The 16,088-nt window shown below is 39.1% G+C and carries 16 protein-coding genes and 1 tRNA gene; 9 read left to right on the forward strand and 8 right to left on the reverse strand.

What is annotated here, in order from left to right:
- The first annotated feature begins 79 nt into the window (after positions 1–79).
- Entirely contained in the window at positions 80–1,594 is a 1,515-nt protein-coding gene (locus AC04Q1_RS20130; protein ID WP_478366360.1) for a glycoside hydrolase, read from the forward strand.
- A 103-nt stretch (positions 1,595–1,697) separates the two neighbouring features.
- Here AC04Q1_RS20130 and AC04Q1_RS20135 read toward each other — a convergent pair whose 3' ends face one another.
- Positions 1,698–2,342 carry a Crp/Fnr family transcriptional regulator gene (locus AC04Q1_RS20135; RefSeq protein WP_478366361.1) on the reverse strand — a complete coding sequence of 215 codons (645 nt, stop codon included), beginning with the start codon at positions 2,340–2,342 and terminating at the stop codon, positions 1,698–1,700.
- Between the two features lie 378 nt (positions 2,343–2,720).
- On the opposite strand from AC04Q1_RS20135, the gene AC04Q1_RS20140 reads away from it, so the two are divergent.
- The 3 genes from AC04Q1_RS20140 (at position 2,721) to AC04Q1_RS20150 (ending at position 4,912) form a co-directional block, all read left to right on the forward strand.
- Positions 2,721–2,793 (forward strand) — tRNA-Lys (locus AC04Q1_RS20140).
- A 693-nt stretch (positions 2,794–3,486) separates the two neighbouring features.
- Entirely contained in the window at positions 3,487–4,170 is a 684-nt protein-coding gene (locus AC04Q1_RS20145; protein ID WP_478366362.1) for a hypothetical protein, read from the forward strand.
- A gap of 40 nt (positions 4,171–4,210) precedes the next feature.
- Positions 4,211–4,912, forward strand: a complete 702-nt coding sequence (locus tag AC04Q1_RS20150) for a carboxypeptidase-like regulatory domain-containing protein (protein WP_478366363.1) — start codon at positions 4,211–4,213, stop codon at positions 4,910–4,912.
- Positions 4,913–5,275: 363 nt separating this feature from the next.
- On the opposite strand, the gene AC04Q1_RS20155 is transcribed toward AC04Q1_RS20150, so the two are convergent.
- Positions 5,276–5,530 carry a PIN domain-containing protein gene (locus AC04Q1_RS20155; protein ID WP_478366364.1) on the reverse strand — a complete coding sequence of 85 codons (255 nt, stop codon included), beginning with the start codon at positions 5,528–5,530 and terminating at the stop codon, positions 5,276–5,278.
- A 2-nt stretch (positions 5,531–5,532) separates the two neighbouring features.
- Positions 5,533–5,883, reverse strand: a complete 351-nt coding sequence (locus AC04Q1_RS20160) for a hypothetical protein (RefSeq protein WP_478366365.1) — start codon at positions 5,881–5,883, stop codon at positions 5,533–5,535.
- Between the two features lie 53 nt (positions 5,884–5,936).
- Between AC04Q1_RS20160 and AC04Q1_RS20165 the strand changes: the two genes are divergently transcribed.
- Positions 5,937–6,956 carry an SDR family NAD(P)-dependent oxidoreductase gene (locus tag AC04Q1_RS20165; protein ID WP_478366366.1) on the forward strand — a complete coding sequence of 340 codons (1,020 nt, stop codon included), beginning with the start codon at positions 5,937–5,939 and terminating at the stop codon, positions 6,954–6,956.
- Positions 6,957–6,986: 30 nt separating this feature from the next.
- Complete coding sequence (locus AC04Q1_RS20170; RefSeq protein WP_478366367.1) at positions 6,987–7,793, forward strand: AraC family transcriptional regulator; 807 nt, start codon at positions 6,987–6,989, stop codon at positions 7,791–7,793.
- A gap of 48 nt (positions 7,794–7,841) precedes the next feature.
- Here the strand turns inward: AC04Q1_RS20170 and AC04Q1_RS20175 are convergent, their stop codons facing one another.
- Together AC04Q1_RS20175 and AC04Q1_RS20180 are read right to left on the reverse strand one after the other, a co-directional pair.
- On the reverse strand, positions 7,842–8,798 hold the full coding sequence (locus AC04Q1_RS20175; RefSeq protein WP_478366368.1) for a nitrilase family protein: 957 nt from the start codon (positions 8,796–8,798) through the stop codon (positions 7,842–7,844).
- A gap of 77 nt (positions 8,799–8,875) precedes the next feature.
- Entirely contained in the window at positions 8,876–9,685 is an 810-nt protein-coding gene (locus AC04Q1_RS20180; protein ID WP_478366369.1) for an AraC family transcriptional regulator, read from the reverse strand.
- A 182-nt stretch (positions 9,686–9,867) separates the two neighbouring features.
- Between AC04Q1_RS20180 and AC04Q1_RS20185 the strand changes: the two genes are divergently transcribed.
- Positions 9,868–10,362 (forward strand): DUF416 family protein, encoded by a 495-nt coding sequence (locus AC04Q1_RS20185; RefSeq protein WP_478366370.1) that lies wholly within the window; start codon positions 9,868–9,870, stop codon positions 10,360–10,362.
- A gap of 9 nt (positions 10,363–10,371) precedes the next feature.
- Here the strand turns inward: AC04Q1_RS20185 and AC04Q1_RS20190 are convergent, their stop codons facing one another.
- Positions 10,372–10,737 carry a helix-turn-helix domain-containing protein gene (locus AC04Q1_RS20190; RefSeq protein ID WP_478366371.1) on the reverse strand — a complete coding sequence of 122 codons (366 nt, stop codon included), beginning with the start codon at positions 10,735–10,737 and terminating at the stop codon, positions 10,372–10,374.
- A 21-nt stretch (positions 10,738–10,758) separates the two neighbouring features.
- Positions 10,759–12,699 (reverse strand): LTA synthase family protein, encoded by a 1,941-nt coding sequence (locus AC04Q1_RS20195; protein ID WP_478366372.1) that lies wholly within the window; start codon positions 12,697–12,699, stop codon positions 10,759–10,761.
- 1,349 nt (positions 12,700–14,048) lie between these two features.
- On the opposite strand from AC04Q1_RS20195, the gene AC04Q1_RS20200 reads away from it, so the two are divergent.
- Positions 14,049–14,390 carry a hypothetical protein gene (locus AC04Q1_RS20200; protein WP_478366373.1) on the forward strand — a complete coding sequence of 114 codons (342 nt, stop codon included), beginning with the start codon at positions 14,049–14,051 and terminating at the stop codon, positions 14,388–14,390.
- Between the two features lie 238 nt (positions 14,391–14,628).
- A complete protein-coding gene (locus AC04Q1_RS20205) occupies positions 14,629–15,078 on the forward strand; it encodes a hypothetical protein (protein ID WP_478366374.1) in 450 nt (149 codons plus the stop codon).
- A 49-nt stretch (positions 15,079–15,127) separates the two neighbouring features.
- Here the strand turns inward: AC04Q1_RS20205 and AC04Q1_RS20210 are convergent, their stop codons facing one another.
- Positions 15,128–15,865, reverse strand: coding sequence for an immunity 49 family protein (locus AC04Q1_RS20210; RefSeq protein WP_478366375.1), 738 nt, complete (start codon positions 15,863–15,865; stop codon positions 15,128–15,130).
- Between the last annotated feature and the right edge of the window lie 223 nt (positions 15,866–16,088).

The following is a 16,088-nucleotide window of genomic DNA, read 5'->3' on the forward strand; positions in this document are numbered from 1 at the left end:
TTTTTGTTTTATATGAAGGGAGGTCGTTTTCCGTCGGTATGATGAAAGCATTTTTATTATTATTGTATAAAAAATTACAATGAAGGCAATTATAAGCCAACTCTTTATCGGTATCATATCTTTTTTTTATTGTACTGTAACGTTTGCACAACGAACAGTCGTAAAAGTCCACATTGATTCAACAGTTCAATTTCAGGCCATTGAAGGTTTCGGTGCTTCAGATGCCTGGTCGTGCCAGTTTGCCGGATTGTGGCCAGAAGAAAAACGGAATCAAATGGCCGATCTGCTTTTTAGTAAACAGACCACAAACACTGGCCAACCGATAGGGATTGGTTTAAATACCTGGCGTTTTAGTATTGGGGCAGGTAGTGCGGCTCAGGGGAAAGCTAGCGATATCGGCGACCAATGGCGTCGCCAGTATGCTTTTCTACAACCAGATGGTAGTTATGATTGGAACGCCATGCCCGGTCAGACCTGGTTCTTAAAAGCGGCTAAAGCCCGGGGTGTAAATCAATTTATCGGTTTTGTAAACAGTCCTCACATACGGTTTACCAAAAACGGAAAAGCATACTCCACTGATGGGAACTGTAACCTCGATTTTGAAAAACTCCCTGGGTTTTCTGCTGATCTGGTTGCTACGATTAAAGGATTAAAGAAAATTACTGGTATAATGCTTGATTATTTAAGTCCTGCCAATGAACCGCAATGGAAATGGAATGAACATAACCAGGAAGGCTGTCCTTACAACAATACAGAGCTTGCACAGCTTTATAGAGGGATTAACGATGCCTTTTCTAAAAACAAGCTTCGTACCAAGATCCAGATAGGAGAGGCCGGTCAGTTGGATTATCTCTATTACAATGGTAATGCGGCGAAGGGCAATCAGGTTTTTCAGTTCTTCAATGCCGCGTCCTCCAATTATGTTGGCAATCTTTCACTTGTTGACAATTCCATTTCAGGACACAGCTATTTTACTACGAGCCCTGAATCAAAATTGATTGATGTACGCAAAAAAACGGCTGAAGCTGTTGCCGCTGTAAAAGGTTTAAGGTACTGGATGTCGGAATATTGTATTCTTGGCGATGCCGTAGTTAAAGGAGAGAAGCGCGACCTGGGCATGGTGCCCGCACTCTTTATCGCCAAACTGATCCACCACGATCTGGTCTTATCCAGTGCCACATCATGGCAATGGTGGCTGGCCATTTCGGCAAGCGATTATAAAGATGGACTGGTTTATATCGATAAAAATAAGACAGATGGGCAGGTTTACGATAGCAAAATGCTTTGGGCTTTGGGTAACTACAGCAGGTTTATTGGTGCTGGGAGTAAACGCGTTCTCGTTAAGGTGAATGAAGATAACGCTCCGCAGATTTATGTGTCAAGCTACTTTAAAGATAAAAAACTGGTCACGGTGGCGGTTAATCCTACTGATAAAGATATCGATTTGCAAATGGAAATACAGGGTACCAAACCTAAAAAGGTTCAAACATATGTTACTTCGGCTGATTACAATTTATCACCTTACAAAAAATATACAGATAGCAGGCAAGTACTTCTACCAGCACAGTCTGTTACCACTATACTGAGTAATTAAGCTGGCATTTTGTTCCACCATTTTATTAGCAGCCTTGGAAAACAGCCTTTGATTTTCAAAACACCAACCATAAATCTTTTCTTTGACTTTGGTACAGAATATTTTATGCCTGTTTAAGATTTTCTGTTTCAACAATAGCCTTTTTCCTGATCCTGCTCAATGTTTCGAGCCGCATACCGATAAACGATGCCACATACTTGAGCGGAACGCGGTTAATTAAATGCGGGTAGGAAACCAGAAACCTTTGATAGCGTTTTAATGCCGATGGCAGCCTGCTGATATAAGCCCTCTCTGTTGCCCCCTGGAAATAAATCTCCGTCATTTTACGGCCAACGTAATTGGCTATAGGAAATTTTTCATACAGCAGTTTCGACATTTCGTGTGGAACGGCGATGGCAAATACCGGATCGATTGTTTCGATATATTCGTCAGAAATTTCATTCTCCCATAAATTCCGGATGGTTCCTGCCAGTTCGTTTTCGGCGGCAATCCAGGTGGTGATTTTTTTATTCCCCATTTTCAGATAACCATGTACGGCACCTTCTAAAATAAGAAAGATGTACCGGTTGTGTTTTAAGGGCGATGCAATATGTTTGTTTTTTGCAAACCGGATAGGAAAAGTGTAGCTGTTAATAATGTTTTCAATTTCAGGGCTGAGCGGGTGATAAGATTTAAAAACGGCAATGAGAGGCGAAGAACCACCGAAAGCGGCCCATTTATCTTCACCATAGAGATTTTCAATATTCATTAAGGAAAAGCGAATGTATGCGTAAAAATGTAAATAAAACAGGAAATAAAAAATGATTAAGAATTTATACAACTTTTAGGAATGTTAAAATCTTTTGTTAATGGCTATTGCAGAACAATGGTTAGCAATAGTAACGTCTGCTATGGATACATGAAAGCTTTTTAGGATTGGTTAAGAGCATGTTTATTTAGCGTAGGTTGAAAATTTGCTAAAAAGCAGATAAACTCATATTTTTTTGATTGCATTTAACAGTATGATCTATAAAGATTTAACAACCTGTCTTTTAATTATTGTTAAGTATTTGTTAAATATTTTAGTTTTATTTTTTGAAAGAGTGAATTATATTTCTATCTTTGCAGCCCCGAAAGGGATATAAATGATTCCGTAGCTCAGCTGGTAGAGCATTACACTTTTAATGTAGTGGTCCTGGGTTCGAATCCCAGCGGGATCACAGAAAGCCTCACAGAAATGTGGGGCTTTTTTGTTTTATTCCCGCTGGGATTCGAACAGAAGCGCCGGCCTGGGTTCGATTTGTAAAAGGCTCAGGGCCGGGTTCGGGATTTTGTAGGGCTGAGCCAATCCCAGCGGGATCACAGAAAACCTCACAGGAATGTGGGGCTTTTTTGTTTTATTCCCACTGGGATCTGAACAGAAGCGCCGGCCTGGGTTCGCTTTGTAAAAGGCTCAGGGCCGGGTTCGGGATTTTGCAGGGCTGAGCCAATCCCAGCGAGATCACAGAAAATCTTCAAGTCTCAAACTTAAAGGTTTTTTGTTATAAGAAATTTTGAGCGGGTATGTGTTTGGGCTTTAGGGAGTGAAAACTCAGGGGATCATAAAATTGTTATCCTGAACTTGTCGAAGAACCTAAATAAATGTTGTATAGGTGTTTCAACAACCTCAATATAAAAATCCGAATGAAGTTACCATTTATGATACGGCTTCTTTTTGTTGTTATAGATCAGTTCAATATTAGTTTTTCAAGCTTTCTCCCGTGTGTAGCTTGTTGTTAAGGATTGAAAAAATCTCTTTTTTCTTTAGCAAACTGCTGGTTCAACAGCTTTTATATTTATCTCTTTCAATCCAGTAAAAATGTTTCTTAACTAATCAATCATTATGATATATTTGCGCCAAATTTAAAAATATTATGAAATCAAAATTTACGCTCTTAATTCTGCTTACAGCAGCATTTATTTCCTGCAAAAAAACCACCAATGTGGATGTTCAACTTTCTACAAGTGGAAAACTGACTTACAAATTAACCGACAATGCCGGAAAAGGATTACCAAATGTAAAAGTATCCTTATTTGATCGTCAGGATAATTATTATTATTATCCAGCTAACACATTTCTTTTAGACACACGTTTAACGGATGCTAATGGCCTGGCTGATTTTGGAGATCTTAATCCAGACAATTACCTTCTTGTTGCAGATTCGGCAAAAGTGAACAATGTGGCCTATCTCGTTCAGGAATATGTTCAGGTTATTACAGGTGCCGTTAAGAACAAAGAAACAAAGGTCACAGATTATTCTGGCACATTTGAACTAACGGTTAGGTCTTACAACAATAACCAACTCCTGAAAAATATAGGTGTAATTATGATTCCATCTAATAAATACAATTATAATTCATCTACTGCTACTAATTTAAAAGTCGCAGATTTTTCAGGAGTAACTAACGACGTTGGAGCAATTACATTCAAAATCCCTTCAGCTAAACAATACTACGTGTATCTTTATAATACTGTAACAAATGCCTCTTATAATAATACCAATACTGTATTGGTACAGAAAGATGCTACGATTAGCTATTCAATGAACGTGTATTAGTAACGGTTTGATTATAAATTCACTTATTTTTTATAAGAATATGAAATATCAAATCATGCTTTTACTGGCACTCTGTGTTTTTATGAGCGCTTGTAAAAAGGTTACGAATGTGAAGTTGATCGATTCGCCGGCCGCAGGAAAGCTTAGTTACCAACTTAGCGACGATGCTGGAAAAGGTATAGCTGGTGTTAAAGTTTCAGTTTATGATCCTGAACTCTATTATATCACATTACTGCCAAACGCCAATTCGTTGGTTGGTTCGGTTCGTACAGATGAAAATGGTATAGCTTACTTCCCAGATTTGCTACCTAAAAACTATCAGGTGATTACAGATTCTGTTAAGGTTAATAAGGTTAATTATCTTACCGATGAATACGTTCAGGTTGTAGCTGGAGCCGAGAAAAAAAAGAATATTAAAGTTTCCGATTTTTCAGGTTTATTGAACATTACGCTGATCTCTAATAATGATTACAGGACACCGTTAAAAAATCTGGGAATAGTAGCTTATCCGACTAATGCGGGACAGCCAAATTCTGTCAATGTTAGAAGTTTCATAAACGATGCTGTGTTAAAAGGAGTAACTGATGTAAATGGTTTTGTATCAATTAAGGTTCCTTGTAATGTTAGCTTCGATTTTATTATTTATAATCTAACAAACAACAATGTCGGTTATGGATATGGAGCCTTCAGTGTGGCAAAAGGAGGTAAGACCACCGCTTCACTTTATTCATATCCTCTTTAAAATTTACCTAAATAGAATCATAGAAAAATCTGAAGCCTCACAGAAATGTGGGGCTTTTTTGCATTCAGGTTAATGCCAGTCTGCATTGTTCAACTGTCCGCAGTTGTTGCCTTTTTAACAGTAGGTTTTCAGGCTTACAAAACAGCCAGGGCGAATCCGGTGGAGGCTTTGAAGGATGAATAGAGAAGAAGTATGAGTAGAGAATTAGGGGAATAAGAACTTAAAACACATGAGGGGAGAAGTTCTCTTGTTAAGCGAGTGGATTGAAAATTTTTAGCTCTTTAATACGTTCAAAGTCACTTATGTAGCGGGTTTAAATATTTAAGTCATAAACTAATGCAGTAGCCCCAATAAGACTATCGCCTAATTTAACTTATATTTCTTGCGTAAAATAATAGCCTGATTGAATATATTTTGGTTTGGAAGAATGATCTGTACATAAGAAAAGACATTTTGAAAATATCTTTCTTCCTCCATTTTTAAAGCATGATATCCAAGTACCCCAATGCGCGAAATTTCGGAGACCATACAGGATTCATCGGTAATGAGCTTCCTTAAAAAATCAAATTCTTTATAATAAGAATAGATGATGATATTGCTATCTAGCAGGAAAGCCATCTTTATAAAAGAGGTAGGTCTCGGTCTTCACGCTGTTTTTTTTGCCATTCAGCAGCATCACCAAAAGAAGATGTTTTTTTCGCTTTGAAGTTCAAAATCTGGTTTTTAAGTGCATTTTTTTGGATATCGCCCAACTCAGATCCGTTCGCCTCAATCATTACATTTAATTTCTTAGCCAGTGCAATAATTTTAGCAATACTTTCTTGGTTGTTAGATTTCAATGTAAGTTCCATGGTATGATGTACTTGTATATACAAAATACTAAAATAAAACTTATTTCTAAAATAGCTTTTGCCGCTTAACTGATTGTTATCATGACATTCCAAACAAAGTAAGATTGATATTTTGAACAAAGCGGCCTGTTGTTAGGTGCATTATTTTTGTTGTGTATTAAAACAATAAAAAAATGAAACACAATAATTACAACGGGGCGTTACAGCAGCCAATCGGCTCAGGATTTAATGCAGCATCTACCACAAACGATGTCATAACAGGAATTGATCTCAGCGGAAAAACAGCCATCATTACAGGTGGTTATGCAGGCATCGGATTGGAAACCACCAAAACATTCGTGCAGGCGGGGGCAAGGGTAATTGTACCGGCACGCGACATCGAAAAAGCCAAAAAGAACCTGTCCGGCCTGGTTAACGTAGAAGTTGAAGCCATGGATTTAATGGATTTTAACTCCATTAATATTTTTGCTGAAAAGTTTTTAGCCAGTAACCGCACACTAGATCTGTTGATCAACAATGCAGGCATTATGTGGGTGCCTTTACGCAGGGATGCACGTGGTTACGAATCGCAGCTTTCTACCAACCATTTGGGACATTTCCAGCTTACAGCTAAATTATGGCCGGCACTTAAAAAAGCCAACGCGGCGAGGGTGATCAATGTATCTTCCTACGGACATCAGATTGCACCCTTTAATTTCGAAGACCCTAATTTTGAACAACAGGAGTATCAAACCCTGGTAGGTTACGGGCAATCGAAATCGGCCAATAATCTTTTTGCGGTTGAGCTTGATGCCCGTGGGGCAAAATCCGGGATCAGGGCTTATGCTTTGCATCCTGGTTCGGTTAACCATACTGATTTAGGCAGGGAAGCCCCGATGGAGCTCTATCAGCAAATGGGTACGCACGATGCCGATGGCAATATCTTCCCGGAAGTAGAAAAGAAACTAAAAACACTTGCTCAAGGTGCGGCCACCACTGTTTGGTGTGCCACGAGTCCCTTATTAAATGAGATTGGTGGAGTATATTGCGAAGATGCCGATGTTGCGGAACTGGATTTAGGCAATATCGAACACCTCATGTCCGAACCGGCTACTTTACGCGGGGTACAACCTTATGCTGTTGATGAGATAAACGCGAAACGCCTTTGGGCTTTAAGTGAAAAAATGACCGGTATCACCTTTCATGCAGATTAATTAAAATCAATTATTTGTATTTTAGCCATAATGGAGTTCCAAACAAAATACATCACCCCAGAAATTAAACTTTCCTGTTATGAGGATAAGCTGTTTAAAACGGAAGTCGTTTTCGATAACCACATGCTGGTATGGTTTATATCTGGGGAAACCAAAATTATTGAGGCCGACAAAGAGCATGTGTTTAATGCCGGAGATATTTTTTTGATTCCACGCAACCAGTTGGCCACTATTATCAATTATCCGAAAGATGGGCAGCCACACAAAACCGTGGTGATGCATTTATCTACCAAACGTTTGAGGGATTTTTACGCCAACCTGGAAGTCGACACTAAAGTGCAGGTTTCGCAGAGAATTATGAGTTTCAGCCATCATCCCTTACTGAAAAGCTGTCTGGCATCCTTAATTCCGTATTTTGATCTTCAGGAAGCTTTTCCGGAGCACATTGCGGCCATTAAAATAAACGAGGCCATTAACATTCTCCGCTTTATTGATCCGGGTATCGATAATATGTTAACCGATTTTCAGGAACCCGGCAAAATCGATCTGGTCGATTTTATGGAGAAGAATTTTATGTTCAATATGCCACTGGAGAAATTCGGTTATCTGATTGGGCGAAGTTTATCCACCTTTAACCGCGATTTTAGAAAGGCCTTTAACCTTTCGCCGCAAAGGTGGCTCACCAAAAAAAGATTGGAGCTGGCGCATTATCAATTGGCAGAAAAGCATAAAAAACCAATTGAAGTGTATATGGAAACAGGTTTTGAAGACCTCTCACATTTCTCCTTTGCTTTTAAAAAGGAATTTGGCTATGCGCCCTCAGCATTGATCAAATAAGATATTCATCATCAGGCAGTATAAAATACTGCCTGATTCTATAAAAAGTTATCTCGTACCCTTTTTCAGCCACGAAACCTGTTGTTTGTTTAGGTGTGCCCGACCAATAATTTCCTTATACAGATCAGGTTTTCGGGCCTCGATATACCGGTATCCACCAGCCTCGGTAAGTCGGTCGGCGCTTAATTCGGCTATGACGAATTCATTGTCTAAAGATCTGCATTCGGCCATTACATCCCCAAAGGGATCAATAATCATCGAACATCCGTTTTTAAGCTGATCATCATCCATCCCAATCGGATTGGCAAAAATGGCGTATATCCCATTGTCGTAGGCCCGGGCGGGTAACCATTTCATTAACCACTGCCTGCCCTTTAATCCGTCGAACTCCGCCCGTAAAAGGTCATGGTTCTCCACCTTATTCTCCCAAAGCCTGGCATCTACAAAACCTGCTCCCGGTCTGGTAGAAGGGGTGCACATCGTTACGTGGGGCATAAAGATGACCTGTGCGCCCAGTAGTGTGGTTGCCCTTACGTTTTCGATAATGTTATTGTCATAACAGATCAGGATGCCACATTTCCAGCCATAGAGATCAAATACGGTAAATGCCGTACCTGGCAAAAGATGTGGATTTATAAATGGATGCAGCTTACGGTGTTTGGCAATCAGGCCTGTTCCGTCAACACAAACATAAGCTTTAAACAAATTATCGTTTTCATCCTTTTCGAATAATCCGGCAAGAATGGCGATGTTAAATTCCCTGGCAATTTCGGTCAACTGGATAATGCTTGGTCCTTGGGGTATACACTCGGCCAGCTCAAGCAGCTGTGATTTAGAAAGATGCCTGGCAAAGGTATAACCCGTTATGGAACATTCGTGGAAGGCAATGGCCTGTGCGCCCTGGCTTGCTGCTTCCATACTCAGTTGTTTGATTACAGAAAGGTTGTAGCTTTTGTCGCCACTTTTGTTTTCGAACTGCGCTGTAGCTATTTTAAAATTTTTCATTTCAGGAGATTTAATGCTTTATTCTTCAAAGCTAAGGCGTATGATCTCCGGAAATTTGTATAAAACCGACAAAGAAATTAATGTAGCGGCATGAGGTTTATGGCCAGCATTTGCGGAGTATCTTTATACTGTGCAGGCGTAAAGCCGGTCATCTTTCTGAAATTGCGGTTGAGATGAGCATGGTCGTAATAGCCCGATTCGTAAATCAGGCCGGCGATTTTTTCTTTTGGGGATTGTTTCTGAAGCATTTTAAGAAAATGCTGAAACTTAATGGTATCTGCGAACCGCTTAGGGGAACTGCCAATATGTTCAAGGAACTTGCGTTCCAGTTGCCTTTCAGTTATCGGTACTGTTTTAAGTAAATCTTCTATGCTAATCATACCCCGGTGTTGATAGATGAGATTCATGGCCATGCGAAATTCTGTAATACATTGATTTAGCGGAGCGATGTATTTGAACAGGAAGTCTTCAATAATATCAACAGCGGCATCAGTTTTTGGGGCTTCAAAAATCCGGTTTTGCAAATTCCCACCTTCCTTCCCGAACAGATCCCCGAGCGGAATAGTCTGATCATTTAACTCATATGCTGCGGTGCGGAAATGAGTAAATAGCGCATAAGGGGCTAATACCACCACAATCATATTCAGGTTGCCTTTGCTCATCATGGTATTGTAACGGGTAAGCTGCCCATAAACAAAACTTTGGGGCTGGGCCTGAGCAATTATATTTTCTTCATCCCACTGCAAAAAGGGTTCCTTTAAATGAAAAACAATCCCCGGGTTGCCGTCAGAAAACATCCTGTAATATTGCTGCGCATCGGTTTTATGGTCTATAATTAAATAGTGTTTAACCAATCCCTGGAGTAAATGATGCGGAGGTAACTGCATAGCCAAGCAAATGTAAGATAATCAAAGCAATTGTATGAAGCAGGAGGTCCGTTAACAACAATAAAATTGTAGCTATAGAAATTAGGCATATCTTTGTTGACCTTGATCTATGTGCTAGAATCCTTACCTTAATCACTTAATGGCGGAGGTTTAAAATAGCATTAGCTTAAAGTAATAAACAAATGGATGCTACCCAATTTTACGAACAGCTGAGTAATCAGCTATCACATTTACCTAAGGAACGGCTTATTGGCTTTGGTATCAATATCTGTGAAAGGCTTTTACCTGACTATATCGGTTTTCATCAAAAATTTAATTGGGGCAATCCTGAAATATTAATAGAAGCTATCGAATATGCTAAAGCTTCGGTTACTAATACCATCGATGAAGAAAAAGTAAATCAGCTGTTAATTGATTTAGAAAGCGTTTTACCCGATACGGAAGAGTTCCCTGATCCGCTGGGTAGTTATGCCCTAAATGCCGGATGTGCCGTGTTCGAACTTCTGGAATATCTGATTGATCCTGAAATAGACCATTTGCTTAACATCAGCAGTACGGTAAGCGATACCATCGATTTTAAATTGAGCGAACTGGATGACGATTTAAATGAAGAAGAAATAGCAAATCACCCGGATTTGCTTAAAGAATGGCATTCTCAGCTCGAAATCAGCAGATAACCGATCGTTTTACAATTCTTGCATATGTTCCAATGCAGCAATTATTTTCTTCTGGCTTTTAATGGTTTCGTTGCAAAGTTCAAGCAGGCGGTTTTTTTCTTTAACCAGGTTTCTAAGCTCGCCTAGTCCCTCGTTATTTTGGGCTGCCAGGTCAACTTCAAACTTTGCGAGGTCTTCATCTTTTCGGTAATATTCGAAAAAGTTAGTTTCGAGGGCAATAGAAATCCGCGTTAAAATAGCCGTGTCGATAGAAGCTGATTTAAGGATGGTACCTACGCGGTGTTTACTAATGCCTGCGGCTTCGGCAAGCTGATCCCTGCTAAAGGATTTTGCCTTCATCTCTTTCCAGATCACCAATCCAATGTTTATGCCCATGGTTTAAATTTAGCTATTTAATTATTTTTTTTGCGCTTCAAAACCGTATAAACCATTTTGGTAGAGGTAAGCAGCCATCTGATAATTGGATATCGCTTCATCAATCAGTTTCAGGTCTGCAGGGATAGCAACCGCATTGCCAGTAGTGAAATCGGGCTTGTAAGTCGCTGCTTTTTTGTTTGGATCGAGGATAACCAGTTTATTGTTTTTAATGTAACCCAAGCTTTGGTAGGTACTGATAAAAGCACGCTCATCACTATCCTTCATTTTAAATACATCCTGACCGAAAAACTTGCTATCGTAGCTAAAATTAAGGTAACCCAAAATGGTCGGGCCGATATCAATCTGTGCGGTCAGTTTCTCAAATTTGCCTGGCGTAATGTGCCCCGGACTATAAAAAATCATCGGGATATGGTATTTATCAACCGGTAACTGCACTTTGCCCGCACTCGAGGCGCAATGGTCGGCTACGATCACGAATAAAGTATTCGCGAACCAGGGTTTCTGCCTGGCCTCGCGGATAAATTTACCAATGGCGTAATCGGTATATTTAACGGCACCCTCCCGGCCGGTATGCGAGGGGATATCGATCCTGCCTTCGGGGTAAGTGTAGGGGCGGTGGTTCGAAACCGTCATAATCTGTGCGAAAAAGGGTTTGTTGTTTTTATAATCTTTATCCAGCTCACGTAACGACAGCGTAAACAGATCCTCATCGGCTACTCCCCAAATGTTCGAATAATGGATTTCTGAATCCTGCAATGCGCTTCTGTCCGTCACCTCATAACCATTGTTCGAAAAGAATTCGTTCATGTTATCGAAATAACCATATCCACCATAAATAAACCTGCTGTTGTAACCTTTAGATCGGAATATACTGCCCAAAGTAAACAGGTTATGGTTATCCGGCCGTTTCACGATCGATTGTCCGGGGGTAGGCGGGATACAGAGCGAAAGTGCTTCTAAACCCCTCACGGTGCGTGTTCCTGAGGCATATAAATTATCGAAAAGCAAACCTTCTTTGGCCAGCGAATCGAGTTGGGGCGTAATGTGTTGCGTATTGCCAAAGGTGCCCAAAAACTCGGCACTCAAACTCTCTACACTAATCAGCACCACGTTCATTTTGTTTTCGGCACCCGGGTTGCTAATGGCCCTGGAAGTATTTTTAAATGTTCCGATTTTCGCAACCGTATCTTGTTGTAGCAGAAGGCTCAAAATTGATTCAGCGTTTTTAAGCGGAATTGTTTTGTAAAAGGTATTGTAATCGAGCTGGTTGTTCCAAAAGGCAAAACCAAAATCGTACATCCCATTGCCCGAGAGTTCGTTTACATACTGGTTTTTGCTCAGGTATTTTAATTTATGGCTCACACCGAAGTACGTAAACACGGGCAGGCATAAAAGGATCAATGCGGTTGTTGTGCGTTTGCCAAAGCCGGTTTTATGGTGGGTAGATGCCGTAATTGCTTTTCTTAGCAGATAAACAATCGCGGCTGTAACAAGCACCAGGCCAACCATAATGCTGTTAATAGGATACGATTGGCGGATGTTACCGATCACTTCTGTGGTGTACACCAGATAATCGACCGCTATAAAATTATAACGCACCGAAAATTCTTCCCAAAAGAACCATTCGGATACGGCATTGAAAATGAGTGTAAAAACAACAAAGAAGAAATAGATAAACAACAATACCTTGTTGAATTTGCGTCCATACCATTTTGAAGGCAGTAGCCACAGGTAAAGCACGATCGGAATAACGGCAAAAGACGCAGCAGCCAGATCGTAAAACAAACCGATCACAAATATTTTAAGCAGGTTCAGTATCGACCAATCAACTAATGAAGCGCTAAAGATCAATAAACTGAGCCGGGTAACAAGCGATATGCCGCATAACAGCAGGGCAACTAAAAAAACTGGTCCAAATCTATTATTTAACAGTTTATTTACTTTTTCTTTAATGTTCATAATTAATGATTAATCCAATATCGGATGTACAGCCGCTTATTGTATAATGCGCGAAGGTAGTTTCCAATTCTGAAGTAATTCTGAAGTTTGGTTAGTGCCGAAAGGTAGGCAATAAAGCGTTGGGGTTTATAATTTATTAATATTAGCTTAATACCTAAGTGAATCGTCATCCGATAGCTATCGGATGCGAGAAGGCTTTTTCAGCCGACAGCCTGCCCCGACCCTTCGGGGAAGCAATCTTTCTTACCAGGATCGCTAGCAGGAGAGATTGCTATCCCGAAACTTAGGGATTCTCCCTCGCATCAGATAGCTATCGGACGAAGATCTGTTTAGTAGGGCGCTGTCATTGGCAGCTTGTAGAAGGACAGATGTTTTTGTTCCCGCCTATAAAAGTTAGCGGCTAAGTACCGCTTTCCTTCTTTTTGCAGATAGCGGTGTTTTTTTGAAAATCAACGTTTGGCTTTCCATGGGTATTACAGTCCTGTTATTCACTCCAATCTTTTTATTGCAGATATGATTTTAGAAGCAGTAAGATTTTTAAGCAATAAAAAGGATTTCCGTTACTACCAGGTTTATGAACGAAGGGTAGTGGTTCCTGGCCAATGCTCCTTGCCTGATTTTAGGATGAGGATTGTTTTTATTGCGCTTATCGCCATCCGATAAGTATCGGATCCCGCGCATCTATACCCTGTAACTACATCTCATTTACGCTAAATTGTTTTTAGCGCCATGCCTGGGACGATCGTCATGCTGATCCGATAGCTATCGGATTTATTTCAGTATCTATCCAGCTTTAATATAAAAAGCACATGCAATAAAATAGAATTGGGGTGCATCAAAATAAAACCAGAATGTATGAAAATAAAACATGAATGCATTAAAATAGAATTGGGGTGCATCAAAATAAAACCAGAATGTATAAAAATAAAACATGAATGCATTAAAATAGAATTGGGATGCATCAAAATAAAACCAGAATGCATGAAAATAAAACACGAACGCATTAAAATAGAATTGGGGTGCATCAAAATAAAACCAGAACGCATCAAAATAAAATCAGAACGCAATAATATACATTGTGCACACCGTAATATAAAAAGCGCTTTAATACAACTAAAAAGAGTGTTGGTAAAATGAGTTTTATTTACTAATATTTTTAGTAATTTTGTCTTAGACAGCGGTGTGAAACACGGAGAATTATCACCACGTAAAAAAACTAAATTATTATGAAAGAATTAATCGAACTGATCAAACGCTATTTATTAAAAGAAGCTGAAACGCTGAATCAAATTACCGACAAACCAAAGCCACGCAAGAAGAAGTAATAGGTCTACATTACAACCCGCAATATGAAGCCTAAGGATCTGACCAGAAAAAGCGAACGCTACGAAAACTGGGAGAATTTTATATACGAAGAACCTCCTAAAGCATTGATTACTTACTATACCATTTACGAAAAAGCCAAAGCCGCTAAACAATGGATATACGACCCCGAAATTAAACGCTGGCAAACACCCGAAGAATTTTTAGAACTGGAAAAGAGAATAAGTGGCGGCGAACCCAAACGGCTGGAACGTTTGCAGATAAAAGACCCCATGGAAGGGATAAATGCTGCTTACGAACAGTTACAATCGTTAAAGGATAGGATGGAGGTGTTTGTGAAGAAGGTGGTTGAGTATTATAAGCATTGATTCATCCATCTCATCGGCTAACTTGTTTTCCCACAATTCAGGCTTTCTTCTCCTATAAATCATTGATTTTTTTAATTATAATAGATATTTTCTTACTTTTATAATGCGAACACAGTTGGAGAAATCCAATTAATAATTTTTCTTAAACAATATCCTAGGCATACCGGTGAAAGTCCGGCAACCCATCGGTTTTCCGACTGTGTTCGCGGTGACCTGGGCTTTTATTTAATTTTTCAAAATGCGAACACAGAAAAATCAAATTGCTTTGGCCGAGCTTAAGTTCAGCTATCAAGCGCTCAAACGGCCTTTAGATGTTAGTAAGGCCAGGTTTTCTTTTAAACTTTTAAAACACATTGCCTGCAAACCATTGTCCAGGCACGAAAACGAGAAGTATGTATTGTTTGTAAACGAGAGGCATCAGGTTTTTGCCTGGTACAAAGTGCAGGGGTATGGAAAAGCGGGTAACTGTTTACAACAAATATCAGGTTTGGCACACGCTAGTAACGCTTACGGTGTAGTAATTCTAAAATACTGTGCAAAAAAAACAACTGTAACAGACGTAATTGATGAATGCTTTGTAAACCTTGTTAATGATGCCTGTGTAAAATTGAATATTGATATTGTGGATTATATCATCTGCAATAGCCGAACATATTTGAGTTATAGGGAAAAATGCCTTAGTAATTAAAAATAAAAGCTTGCCTCGGTGGAATTGAGGCAAGCTTCTATTTATATCACTATAGCTTTAAAAATGAGTACTTATCGTCATAGTATTCTAGTGGTCGATAAGTTAAAAATTCTTTTGGTATTAATGGGTGATCAATTTGAATTTCAAAGCCTTTTAACCAAGCTAACTTGGTGTAAGTTAGGGCTGGTATAGAAATATATTCTTCTGTAATTCCCATATGCTTATTCCGTTTTTTATGATCTTTAAGTAATTGTGCTATTGCAACACAAATTTTAGATTCATCTTTCTCCATTAATCCTTCAAAAAAAAGTATATCTGGTAGAATTACTTTTCTAAGTTTTTCATTTTTTGTTTTCATAATTTCGATACTCCATTTAACTCTTTCCCAATCTCCTTTCATAATCTGTTGAATGCAATACAAAAGCGTACTGTGGCCACGCTCAACCATCCATGTATAACTTGAATGTCCAAGATCAGCAAATCGGGTAATTAATTGATTATTATCGCTCAATAATACATAAGTAAGGTTCCTAACACCAGAGTCTAAAATTCTTGAATCGTAATGGGTAATCAAATATTCATCTATACACCCACATAAGTATGCATTTAATTTGGCCGAATGAAAGTCTCTTTTTTTTAGATGATATAAGAAGAAAGTTTGATTATAGTACCAAAGACCATTAATTTGACCTTCTAAGTTATTTTTTAAATCAATCTCTTTTATAGTTTCTTTTTCTCTTGTCGAATCGGTTTCGTATAACGTTTCTATGGAAATGTAACCTGACATATTTTTTAATACTTCTCTAATTTAGCTATTATTATTTCGCCGGAAGACCTATCTACTCCCGTTACTGTTTTTGTAAAAAGATTTCTATTGTTTTGGAATAGAGTTTCCAGGGTATTTCCTAATGCCGATGTGCTAGAGTTGGTTTTGAGCTGAGATATAACATCCCTAATCCATGCATCGCTCATTTGAGTTTTCCAGGGTTGAATATAATTAATAACTTAGT

The sequence above is a fragment of the Pedobacter humicola genome (assembly GCF_056490705.1).